Here is a 10,134-nt window from a genome sequence, read left to right on the forward strand (position 1 = left end):
AGATTACGAGAAAATTCCACTTATGGCTGCTTCTATTCTGAGGGGGGATTACCGGAGACTCTCAATCGTCGAACATCTGGCTTCGGAAGCTCAACCCATACCTGCATTACATGAAGCTCCACCGTTGCGCCGTCAGTTACGCCCTCTTCGACAAGCGCGCGAATTGCGTCAACCTCGAATCGCTGCGCAAAGCCGCTGTGTGGGCTGTGGTTGACGACATCATAATTGCAGTTCGGCGAGCTCTTGCAGGAGCTGACGGAAAGAGCAATTCCTATTGCCGAAGCGGCAAGCAGGATTCGCGTGCGGGTGAGTCCGGAACACCAATGCTGTTGCCTTCTCATGTGCCGCATGTCCCTCCTCTAAGTTCCAGAACAGCCCTACTGGTAGCCGAGCTCGCGGACAACACGCGTGCATGCTGGGTCCAGATCGACATGAAATGACAGCAGTTCTTTGGGTGGCGGCACCGTCAGGTCGTCCAGAAACATCACCTCGTACCCCGGCAGGCCAACCTCAACCGCCTCTTCCTTGACGGTGTACTGGGATACCGCCCACCCCCGGGTCTCCTCGATGTAGTGCTTGACCACTGACCGGCAGGCGTCGGGCTCCGCGGCGCTGTCACTCCGTTGGGATGACATGGATCCGAAGCTGACCGCCAGAGCCAGCGATGCTGCTGTGATTGTGCGAAACAGCGTTCTCATCATCAGCTTCCAATTTAGGCGTCTCCCAGCACGCCGACGCGGCTCCGGTCAGCCGCCAGCTGACGCCGATTGCGAACAACCCCGACCGTCGCGCCGATCATTCCGGAAATTGAGGCGATCAGGAACACACCCATCAGGGAGGCCACGGCGAATTCAAGTTCCATCGTCGTTGTGCTGCCGCCAATGATGGCGATCAGGACAAAGCTACATACCAGCGCACACAGTGCCGCTGCGGACAGGCCGGAGGTTACCCTTGCCGAGTCAAAAAATAGATCAACCGACTTATTCATCTGGCCATCCCTATGGTCCGCATGTGCCTACCGTTCACTCATCCGACAGCGGTGAGAACTCTCCCAATCAAGCCTAGGACAACGGCCGGTCCTCCCACACGGAGGCCTGATCGAGAAAGTACCCGCGAAGTTGCGGCCGGTTCCAGTAGGCAATTCATGGCACCGGCGCAGGGTAGACTACCTGTATCTCATTGTGAGGTCATTGGATGCCCCCTGCGCCGCCAACGCCATACTACACTTTGGTTCAAACATCCATTAGCGGCAAGCCGGCGGTCGTAGTAGTCAATACTGCGCTGCGGCGCTATTCGGGGCGGGCAGGGTATCCATGGCATCTACGAGTCACGATTGAGTGTGTGTACCTTGGTGACAACCAGATGCCCACCAATGATGAGCAACAGGTGATTGATGTCCTTGGTGACGAGATATTTGCATCTGTCTCAGATGACCAGAATGCGATCTTTCTCGCGCGCGTCACTGCACTCGGAGAGAGAGTCATTCTCTGTCGTGTCGCTGATCCGGAGATGGCAAATTCAGCTCTTCAGGGGCTGATTTCGTCGGGCGAACATTCACGGGAATGGAGCTTCTGGATGGAGAAGGACGAAGATTGGGAGCTGGCGCGCCCGGAGCTGGAGCTGTTGGAGCGTGCGCGAGACGTCAATTGAGTGGAGCGTCCGTCAGGAACGATCAACGTACGATCGATGAGGGATGGATGTTTGTTCACTTCAATGATTGGCTCGGGGTAAGTTCTGCTAAGCGGAACGAAGCGCGCTTCGTAGCGTCAAACTCAATTCTTGTAACCGGAAGAGTACAGGTCGGCTCTGCGGTTTCGCCGCTGCAATGCTTGTATAGGACGGTGCGGGCGCAGTTCTCGTCTTGCCCAGCTTCAAAGATCGTGTAGCTCTCGGAGTACTCCTCAGTGGTATCGTCGAAGGGGCTTGCAAGCACCCAATACGTGCCCGACTCGTCTTTCGCCAGAACAAATCGAGGGACATCGTGGAAGCCGCGATACTCGATGATCGTGAAATTCTGGCGAGTTGGGATCTGGATCATCGTTGCGCCTTGAGGTGTCAGTTCTTCTTGATGAACTTGCCTTGTGCGGAGGTCGTGGGTAGCGCAAGCTCGTCGTAGAAAGAGCGACTTATGCGAAGGACGGCTTCGCGAGCGTCCAATCCCTGTTTCTCTTCCAGCGCATTGCCAATGTGTCTCGCAGTGTCAGCAAGGATCCTCCCCCATGCAGCGACTTCATTCATTCCCATGCTGGTGTACATGCCAATCTTGATGGAGCAGTGAAGTTCTCCCTCGGCGATCCACACCGTCAACATCTCTACGGAATTGGGGTCGTTTACTGCAGCTTCTGGTAATGGCCTTCTATTTAACTTGATCATCCTGGGTTGGATATAATCTGCAATCAGTGGGCCTTTTCGCTTGCTTCCTCCGTCCATAGCGCGCTACGAAACCCTGGTTTGCGCGTTGCAGAAACGGAGGTGGGCCGCGGGGTCAGTCGGGGTGAAATTCAGCTTCATCGCTGCTGGACTCGAATCCAAGTGCTACTGCCGAAGTATCGCTTCCTCATAGTCCAGGACATCTTGAGCTGCCATCATTGACAGGTATTCCTGCACGTCGACAAGTCGGGCATCTTTGGCAATGTTCACTGCAAGAAGTCTATAGGATTCCATCGTCTCAACCTCGCAGCCGCGTTCACGTAGGGCAGCCCTCACCTCATCCAGCTTGCCCGCGAAAAACAGCACTACGCGAACCAGTGAGTTGTCTGACGGTTCAACCGTTGATTCGTACCAGAGAGTGCCGTGCTCGTCGACACGTGACGTGATTCAATCGCCAAGGGTTGCAAATGGGAAGAAGAACGGAATGTTGTCAATGACATGCTCATTAACGGTTTCGGTTGTCTGTGCCCACATTGACTCGGTCGTAACTGGCGGATAGCCGTCGACTTGAGCAAGTCTGAAGTTGATCTTTACCTCAGTCATAAGTTGTCGCTCTGTCCGTGAGTATGGCTGTCGGTGCAGTTCACCATCTGAGTTCGATGTTGATCAGATGGCCATGGTCGTCAACTCCAAGAGATCTGCTAGTATCGTTGTTCGAATCATCCAATCTTTGAAGTTGGCAGCCGGGCGCGTTGAGGAAGACCGATGTTGGAAGATAAGCTCGCTGTAACTACCAATTTTCCTCCAGATTGTATTTCAATCGTTGCCGTCAGCTCGTTCAGGCTTTCATCCTCTACAAACACGATGTTGTTCACAGAGTTGCTCGGCCCCCAATGCTCTCTGCAGTCCAACGTCACCGTTTCTATCGCCTCGAGGCGGAGTACCCGCTCGACGGATGTATCATCCAACAACTTGAACTCAGCAAGCTTGTTGATCCAATCGACGTGTGCCGATACGAGTGTCCAGTCATGCATAGTTGATCTATCTGAGTTCAAGTGGAGCTTGGCGTCGGCTATCTACGAACGATTCAAGCATTCCCCGAAGCATCGCTGAGAACGCCTCAAGACCCTCCAGACGGTGGTGAAAGCTAACAACAAATTCTTGCGCCGTGCCCAGTACCTCTGCTGTGCTCGCATCAACCTGGATCTGAAGCTCATTCGATGCAAGGCGGATGCACTTAATCCCTCCGTGGCATGAAGTAGTTCTTCCATTTAGAGTGACATGAACCTGGTCATGCCCCAGCTTCAGGTCCTGCGCACTAGGGTCTATCGACTTTTGAAACAAGAGGTAGTCCACTGTTTCATGCTGATCGTCCGCGAGACCTGCCAGCAGTACACCATCACTCTCGCCGGAGTAGGCGTGCTTTGCAATGAACAAGGCGGGTGATGAACGTGTGCGCTGGAGCTCATTCCTCCAGATTGCCAAGTCATCGGGACTTCGACTGGCGAGCACAATTGCAGCTCTTGATTGAACGTCGCTGTTCGACGGGAAGAGGGCCCCACTCCTGAAATCAATGTCATTGGTAAGGAGGAGCATTCCTCGTTCCAGTGCGTTGAGTTTGCAATGTTGAGCAAACTGATCAAGTTCCTGCTTGGCATGTTGATCGAGTGCAGTTATGTCCGGGAACAGGATCGGTTTGGAGCTGTCAGGAGTCACGTTGAGTAGAGTGGCAGCGAGGCTTGCGTATCGGCCTTCCCCGATTTCTGAAACCAGAAACAGGCGCTCGTCTTGTGCTTCATCCAAGGCGAGGATGTGGAAGTAGAAAGGTTCTAGTCCTTTAAGCCCGCGGGAGAAGCCGCAGATCGGGCCATCATAGTAGTCAAGGGCGATTACGTTCGGTAGTCGGTTGATCGTCATCTGCGTCTGGTTGCCGAACGTATGGTTGAACTTGTCGGTCATCTTGTTGGTAGCCGGCATGGGTGCGATATGGTGACAGGAGCTTAGCGGCGGTCTTTGTGTACAGGAGCATTCGGGCTCCCTGGCGTGTCAAGGCCCACTCCTCGCGCTAGATTCCCTTGTTCGCCAATCATCTTATGGCCTTAGCCAGCTTTGACCCCAAGCGATGCCGGTTGCAGGGCCGCGCTCACATCGGTAGTTCTGAGATATCTGCAAGCCTTTTGATGGATATTTCCCGCTTCTCGCTCATCGTGCCCAATCCGCATTAGGCCAAGGTGCATCTTGCTTGCGTCACTGTTTGGATTTGCACTCTAACTCACCCTCGCGTAGCCGCCGTTCTATCTGAGCGCGTCTTTCATTACTAACGGGCAGATCGCCGTTCAGTGCGCGGCGACGCCAGTAGTTGGCACGATGGCAGCTTATCGGATCCATGTATATTGCATAGTAGAGCATTCCACGAGCGTCCCCATTCTCCGCCGCTATTTGGAACCAAAAGCGAGCCTCAGTAAGGTAGTTAGATGCTCCAAACTCATTCGCAATTGCATACGCCATTGCGCCGTCACCCGCCAATGCTCTCTGGGCATCGGCCTCGCTCACACCTTGAAGGGATCGCTTGTCCACTGAAAGGTAGTAGTCGGTTAGATCCATTCTTTCATCGTCAATGCCCTCAATAGTCACTTGAGGTGTAGCCGGCAAGCGTCCGCGGGGTGATCCTTCCGGCGTGCAAGCAGCGATTAGCAGTACGATTGGAAGCGCGACAGTTGCTCCAGTTTTCATCATGGCGTTCACAAGTCACCCTCCTTGAACTCGAGCTTGACTGATGGCTTGATCTTTGAGCCGAGAGGCGCTTCTGCAGCCTTGAACGTTGCTTTCCCATTTGCATGCATAGTGATAGATCCGATCCTTCCGGTTGAGCGGCCGTCGGGCCCGGTCACATGAAACCAGCGTGATCCACCTGAGCCGTCCAACTTGGTATTGGCAGTGTACGTTATGTCCCCGTTACTTGATTCGCCTCTGCGCACAAACCAGGCAGATGAGATCACACTGGTATTGAAGTCTTTTGCCAGTCGCGCCGGGACTGACTGGACGCCGAGGTTGCAGCCGCCTAGAAAGATGTAGCCGCTTTCGCCAGCTTTTGCTCGTGCATTGGCTATGTCATCGCGCATGTCGCTGTACAGCATCGGAGTTCCGGGTTTGAAATCGCGATCGTCTCTGAATCCAGTTGACCAGGAATGACCCATGACAGTTGTCATCCCTGGCAGATTGAACCTTTCGGCCGAATCGTACAATGGGTCCGCCCCAGTGCCAAAGGCTTCGCCGCCATAGAAGTAATTAACGCTTGATCGCCCGTCCGGATCAATGAAGCCGTAGGGACTGCTATTGCCGTATCTGTATCGGTGAAAGCTCACGACGGGTTGTCCGTGCGCAGCGACAGGATCAACAGAGAGGAACGCGCCAAGCTCAGGATCCATATACCGCTGCTGCATGTAACTCAACCGACTAGCCGAGTCCGACACATGGCCGGTATACCCCGGTCCATCCTTGGGCGCCCCACCGACCACCGCGCCATAAGGCTCGTAGACAGTCCGTTCGATCACCACGCCATTGGCATCGGTCACCGCCACCGGCGAGCCCAGCGCATCGGTGTGGATGTACTCCACGGTCTCGGCCGCCTGGGCTACCGGCAGCATCCCTGCCGCCAGAGCCAGCGCCAGCAACCCGCGCATCAGCATGCTCATGTTCTTGATCGCGTTCATCAGTTGGCCTCGTAGACGCCACGGGTCGCGGTGTAGATGGGGGACCAGTCAGAGCACCCCCCGGCGTTGCAGGCGCGCACCCTCAATCGCGCCGAGCAATACGCGTTGGTGTTTGACGCAACATAGGACTTGGGGCCGGTATACAGGCGTCGACCGCCCGTGTCGGGTTCAAGGTGGTACTCCGTGGCGGTCGCAGTCGGGTACCAGCCAACGTCGCAGGAGACCCGATACGGCGCAGTGGTGGTAGTCAGCCAGTTGGCCACATAGATCGTCGGCACCGGCGGTGGCAGAGAGACCGTGACGGTGGCAATGCCCGACCAGGGACCACAGCCAACAAAGTTGCAGGCCTGCACGCGGTAGCCGTAGCTGCCATTGCCGCGGCCGAGGCCGACCGATGTGCGGCCATCGGCCAGCAGCGTGACCCAGCCAGCACCGTTGGCGCTTTCCTGCAGGATGAAGTACTCGGTGTTGGCCGGGGTGCTCCAGCTGAAGGCGTAGTCGGTGACGTTTACCAGTCCAGGCGCGCTGATGACCGGCTCCAGCGTCGGTGCACCAACGACGGTGACGTTGCCATTGCCAGACCAGCCACTGCAGCCCGCACCGTTACAGGCCGCCACGCGATAGGCGTAACTGCCCACGCCGCGTGCCGGGGTGGCGTAGGAGGTGGCGTTGCCGTCGAACAGGGTCACCCACGCCGCACCGTTCGCGCTTTCCTGCAGGGTGTAGCGGGTTGCGCCGGCGATGGCGTTCCAGCCAATGCCGATGCTGCCCGGGCCAACTCGCGCCGGTGCGCTCAGGCTGGGGGCACCGGCTGGCGGGTATACCACTCCGGTCGTGGCGGTCGCGCTGTAGCCTGTGCAGCCGACCGGATTGCAGGCCCGTACGCGGTACCCGTAGCTGCCGGCGGGCTTGCCGTTGATGGCCAGCGAGCGGGCGGCCGTGTTCTGGAGCAGGGTCCAGGCACCACCGTTCGCGCTTTCCTGGAGTTCATAGGTGGCGGCACCGTCGGAAGCGGTCCAGCTGACCGTGTAGCTGCCGTTGTAGGCGGTGGCCGGGGAGGTCACGCTCGGCACGCCGCTGGGAGGCAGTTCCACGGCCACGGCGGCGATGTTGCTCCAGTCGCCACAGACCTCGCGGCAGCCGCGCACACGGAACTGATAGCTGCCGGTCAGCAGAACGAAGTTGAACCCAATGTACCCACGAAACCGAGCAGCACGTGAGCCAGATCTCTCTATCGTCCAGACACACAATCACGGATCAAGGGCAGCTGCGGGCTCGCGAAACGATCCCCCTTCGTAGGATCAAATTCAAGGCTTGAAACAGGGGGCGTGCGGAGAGGGCCAGTCAGCTTTCCATAGCGGTGCTGTCGCAGAACCGCACGAGCGAAGACCAAAACGTGTCGCGCAGCATAGACCGGGTAGCCCTCGGCGTACACATCATTGCCTTAGTATCGGCTCTTCATAGTCCAGTATGCCTTCAGCCTCGGCGGTCGCTAAATGGGCCTGCACTGAACCCAATTCTATTGTAGCTGGTATGTTGACGGCCAACAGATGGCGAGATGCAAGGATCTCAACATCACACCCGAGCCCACGAAGTGTGGCCGGGACAGTCTGAAGATGCTGCTCTTGAAACACTACGACGCGAATCAGAGAGTTGGTCGATGCTCGCGTGGTCCGGAGATACCAGCGCCTGCCATCCTCATCCAGGGTCACTGAGATGCGGTCGCCCAGGGTAGCCTCGGTAATGAAGAACGGGATGTTGTCCAGGAAGTACTCCAAGCCATCGTTACTTGGCTGCGTCCATACCGATTCACTGGTTTCTGGTGGGTACCCTTCGAACTGCTCCAGCTTGAAGTGAACTCGTACCTGGGTCATGTTGAGTCCTGCGATCTTGCCTTCATGCGGGTCGTACCATAGCAGACGGTCGGTGGCGCTCGACCTGAGGTGGTGGGAGGTTGCCGGTAGATTTTCATGACAGAACGAAGGATGCACGCTTGGTCGCATCGAACAGGACTTCTGTAACCGGTAGGTCGAGTAGGGCCTGTCCATAACTACCTTCGCAATGCTGGGCGAACAGCGCCTTCGCTTGATCGGGCTCCTGGCCCGCAAGATACAGTGTGAAGTGGTCTTCGTAGTCGTCAATCTCGTCGTTAAAGACGCTGTCAAATATCCAGAATGCACCGCCCTGGTCCAATGCGAGAATTCTGCGTGGAACATCGTAAAAATCTCTGTACTCGACGATTTTAAGAAGGCTGCCGGTAGGTCTGATCATTTGATTCTGTCCACTTTGGGGACTGGGTTTTGTTGGACCGGCCCAAAGGATCCTCCCTTTGCGCCCTCGGTAACATTTACGTGGTTTCCATTCAGCTTTCCGCTTGAAGTGTTCTCGGGCGCAACCTCGACCTTCCCCCCGCCTGCGCGAATCTCACCAGCAGTTGAAGGGCGTATGGATCCGTGCGGGACACCTGCCCCTGCTTCCGCGATCGTACTCCCTTGTGAGCCTGAGAACGTGGTACCCGGAGCCGGCATATCGCCTTGGCCACCGCGCACGATCACAGTCGCATCAGGGGCGTCTCCGGGAGCGTGGAGGTCTCCCTTGCTTGGAGATGATTCAACGGGTTGACCGTCACGGCCCCGACGGGCTGTATCGCGCCCAGTTGGTCGAGTGGTGGGCCTGGTTGTGGGTCGTTGACCATTGGGCCCGACTGGACGAGAGTCTCCATCTGAGCCTTCGCTTCTCTGTGTGATTCCGCCGGCGCTTGGGACCGGCATTGGGAATATCATCTGAGATGAAGTTGTCGCTTGGCGGCCGTCTGGGTCGGTGAAGCCGTATGGATTGCCATTCCCATAGCGGTATCGATTGAACTGGCGAGCATTCTCTCCGTGCGCCGTTACCGGATCCACGCTCAAGAATGAGCCAACCTCAGGATCCATATACCGCTGCTGCATGTAACTCAGCCCAGTAGCCGAGTCCGACACATGCCCGGTATACCCCGGCCCGTCCTTGACCTGGCCACCGACCACCGCGCCATACGGCTCGTAGACAGTCCGCTCAATCACCACGCCATTGGCATCGGTCACCGCGACCGGCGAGCCCAGCGCATCGGTGTGGATGTACTCCACGGTCTCGGCTGCCTGGGCCGCCGACAGCATCCCCGCCGTCAGAAGCAGCGCCAGGAACCCGCGCATCAACATGCTCTTACCCATGATCTTGTTCATCAGTCGGTCTCGTAGATGCCACGGGCCGGGGTGTACAGCGGAGACCATGCCGAGCATCCGCCGGCATTACATGCGCGCACGCGTATGGGCGAGCCGCAATACGCATTGCCTGCGGCGGAGACGTAGGTCTTGGGGCCGGTGTAGAGATGCTTGCCGCCTACATCGGTTTCCAGCTGGTACTCCGTAGCGCCCGCTATCGGTGTCCACCCTGCGTCACACCACACCTGGTAGGGTGCCCTTTTGGTGGTCAGTCAGTTGGCAACGTTGATCGTGGGCATCGGCGGCGGCAGCACCACGTTGACGGTGGCAATGCCCGACCAGGGACCACAGCCAACAAAGTTACAGGCCTGCACGCGGTAGCCGTAGCTGCCATTGCCGCGGCTGAGTCCGACCGACGTGCGGCCATCGGCCAGCAGCGTGACCCAGCCAGCACCGTTGGCGCTTTCCTGCAGGATGAAGTACTCGGTGTTGGCCGGGTTGCTCCAGCTGAAGGCGTAGTCGGCGACGTTCACCAGGCCAGGCGCGCTGATCACTGGCTCCAGCGTCGGTGCAACAACGACGGTGACGTTGCCATTGCCAGACCAGCCACTGCAGCCGGCACCGTTACAGGCCGCCAGCAAAGATCGCTCTTTGTCTGACCTCCGGGTCAATGTGGTGGAACGCGTTGGAGATCTCTCGGTACTACCTGTTTGATGGGTCGCAAGTCAGCGTTCCAAAGATTCTACAGAGTTTGGCAAGAAGCTTCTCGTGTGCAGCCATGCCAGTCCAATCGTGCATATGCCATTCACTTAACTTTGAGAGTGAAATGGGCCTCAGGAGACTTGGGCGCAAGT

The 10,134-nt window shown here is 57.3% G+C and carries 15 protein-coding genes; 2 read left to right on the plus strand and 13 right to left on the minus strand.

Features of this window, described 5'->3' with window-relative positions; all coding sequences use genetic code 11:
• Window positions 1-214: hypothetical protein (locus tag RT551_RS14530; RefSeq protein WP_313459969.1), on the plus strand; the 214-nt coding region annotated here is incomplete at its 5' end.
• Between the two features lie 163 nt (window positions 215-377).
• Here RT551_RS14530 and RT551_RS14535 read toward each other — a convergent pair.
• Together RT551_RS14535 and RT551_RS14540 are read right to left on the minus strand one after the other, a co-directional pair.
• Window positions 378-698 (minus strand): hypothetical protein, encoded by a 321-nt coding sequence (locus RT551_RS14535; protein WP_313459971.1) that lies wholly within the window; start codon window positions 696-698, stop codon window positions 378-380.
• Window positions 699-712: 14 nt separating this feature from the next.
• Window positions 713-988: a hypothetical protein gene (locus RT551_RS14540; protein ID WP_313459974.1), complete on the minus strand. Its 276-nt coding sequence runs from the start codon at window positions 986-988 to the stop codon at window positions 713-715.
• Window positions 989-1,194: 206 nt separating this feature from the next.
• Between RT551_RS14540 and RT551_RS14545 the strand changes: the two genes are divergently transcribed.
• On the plus strand, window positions 1,195-1,650 hold the full coding sequence (locus RT551_RS14545; RefSeq protein WP_313459977.1) for a DUF695 domain-containing protein: 456 nt from the start codon (window positions 1,195-1,197) through the stop codon (window positions 1,648-1,650).
• Between the two features lie 55 nt (window positions 1,651-1,705).
• Here RT551_RS14545 and RT551_RS14550 read toward each other — a convergent pair whose 3' ends face one another.
• The 11 genes from RT551_RS14550 to RT551_RS14600 form a co-directional block, all read right to left on the minus strand.
• A complete protein-coding gene (locus RT551_RS14550; protein ID WP_313459979.1) occupies window positions 1,706-2,038 on the minus strand; it encodes a hypothetical protein in 333 nt (110 codons plus the stop codon).
• Between the two features lie 17 nt (window positions 2,039-2,055).
• The gene (locus RT551_RS14555; RefSeq protein ID WP_313459981.1) at window positions 2,056-2,373 is read right to left on the minus strand and encodes a DUF5076 domain-containing protein; all 318 of its coding nucleotides are present in this window, start codon (window positions 2,371-2,373) and stop codon (window positions 2,056-2,058) included.
• 716 nt (window positions 2,374-3,089) lie between these two features.
• Window positions 3,090-3,404, minus strand: a complete 315-nt coding sequence (locus tag RT551_RS14560; protein ID WP_313459984.1) for a hypothetical protein — start codon at window positions 3,402-3,404, stop codon at window positions 3,090-3,092.
• Window positions 3,405-3,411: 7 nt separating this feature from the next.
• Window positions 3,412-4,329: an Imm10 family immunity protein gene (locus tag RT551_RS14565; RefSeq protein WP_313459987.1), complete on the minus strand. Its 918-nt coding sequence runs from the start codon at window positions 4,327-4,329 to the stop codon at window positions 3,412-3,414.
• Between the two features lie 288 nt (window positions 4,330-4,617).
• Window positions 4,618-5,115: a hypothetical protein gene (locus RT551_RS14570; RefSeq protein ID WP_313459989.1), complete on the minus strand. Its 498-nt coding sequence runs from the start codon at window positions 5,113-5,115 to the stop codon at window positions 4,618-4,620.
• Window positions 5,112-6,083, minus strand: a complete 972-nt coding sequence (locus tag RT551_RS14575) for an RHS repeat-associated core domain-containing protein (RefSeq protein ID WP_313459992.1) — start codon at window positions 6,081-6,083, stop codon at window positions 5,112-5,114. Before RT551_RS14575 ends, RT551_RS14570 begins: the two co-directional genes overlap by 4 nt.
• On the minus strand, window positions 6,083-7,231 hold the full coding sequence (locus RT551_RS14580; protein WP_313459995.1) for a hypothetical protein: 1,149 nt from the start codon (window positions 7,229-7,231) through the stop codon (window positions 6,083-6,085). The genes RT551_RS14575 and RT551_RS14580 overlap by 1 nt, the downstream gene beginning before the upstream one ends.
• Before the next feature lie 288 nt (window positions 7,232-7,519).
• On the minus strand, window positions 7,520-7,957 hold the full coding sequence (locus tag RT551_RS14585) for a DUF4265 domain-containing protein (protein WP_313459998.1): 438 nt from the start codon (window positions 7,955-7,957) through the stop codon (window positions 7,520-7,522).
• A gap of 94 nt (window positions 7,958-8,051) precedes the next feature.
• Window positions 8,052-8,354 (minus strand): hypothetical protein, encoded by a 303-nt coding sequence (locus tag RT551_RS14590; protein WP_313460001.1) that lies wholly within the window; start codon window positions 8,352-8,354, stop codon window positions 8,052-8,054.
• The gene (locus RT551_RS14595) at window positions 8,351-9,358 is read right to left on the minus strand and encodes an RHS repeat-associated core domain-containing protein (protein WP_313460003.1); all 1,008 of its coding nucleotides are present in this window, start codon (window positions 9,356-9,358) and stop codon (window positions 8,351-8,353) included. Before RT551_RS14595 ends, RT551_RS14590 begins: the two co-directional genes overlap by 4 nt.
• Before the next feature lie 194 nt (window positions 9,359-9,552).
• Complete coding sequence (locus RT551_RS14600) at window positions 9,553-9,921, minus strand: hypothetical protein (protein WP_313460005.1); 369 nt, start codon at window positions 9,919-9,921, stop codon at window positions 9,553-9,555.
• Window positions 9,922-10,134 lie beyond the last annotated feature (213 nt).

This window comes from Stenotrophomonas sp. (assembly GCF_032103445.1).
Taxonomy (GTDB): Bacteria; Pseudomonadota; Gammaproteobacteria; order Xanthomonadales; family Xanthomonadaceae; genus Stenotrophomonas.

Bases quoted from the DNA above. Each gene is read 5' to 3' on its own strand.
- RT551_RS14560 (WP_313459984.1), bottom strand. From the start codon at position 3,404: ATGCATGACTGGACACTCGTATCGGCACACGTCGATTGGATCAACAAG.
- RT551_RS14545 (WP_313459977.1), top strand. From the start codon at position 1,195: ATGCCCCCTGCGCCGCCAACGCCATACTACACTTTGGTTCAAACATCC.
- RT551_RS14585 (WP_313459998.1), bottom strand. From the start codon at position 7,957: ATGACCCAGGTACGAGTTCACTTCAAGCTGGAGCAGTTCGAAGGGTAC.
- RT551_RS14575 (WP_313459992.1), bottom strand. From the start codon at position 6,083: ATGAACGCGATCAAGAACATGAGCATGCTGATGCGCGGGTTGCTGGCG.
- RT551_RS14535 (WP_313459971.1), bottom strand. From the start codon at position 698: ATGAGAACGCTGTTTCGCACAATCACAGCAGCATCGCTGGCTCTGGCG.
- RT551_RS14590 (WP_313460001.1), bottom strand. From the start codon at position 8,354: ATGATCAGACCTACCGGCAGCCTTCTTAAAATCGTCGAGTACAGAGAT.
- RT551_RS14540 (WP_313459974.1), bottom strand. From the start codon at position 988: ATGAATAAGTCGGTTGATCTATTTTTTGACTCGGCAAGGGTAACCTCC.
- RT551_RS14595 (WP_313460003.1), bottom strand. From the start codon at position 9,358: ATGCTCGGCATGGTCTCCGCTGTACACCCCGGCCCGTGGCATCTACGA.
- RT551_RS14550 (WP_313459979.1), bottom strand. From the start codon at position 2,038: ATGATCCAGATCCCAACTCGCCAGAATTTCACGATCATCGAGTATCGC.
- RT551_RS14565 (WP_313459987.1), bottom strand. From the start codon at position 4,329: ATGACCGACAAGTTCAACCATACGTTCGGCAACCAGACGCAGATGACG.
- RT551_RS14555 (WP_313459981.1), bottom strand. From the start codon at position 2,373: ATGATCAAGTTAAATAGAAGGCCATTACCAGAAGCTGCAGTAAACGAC.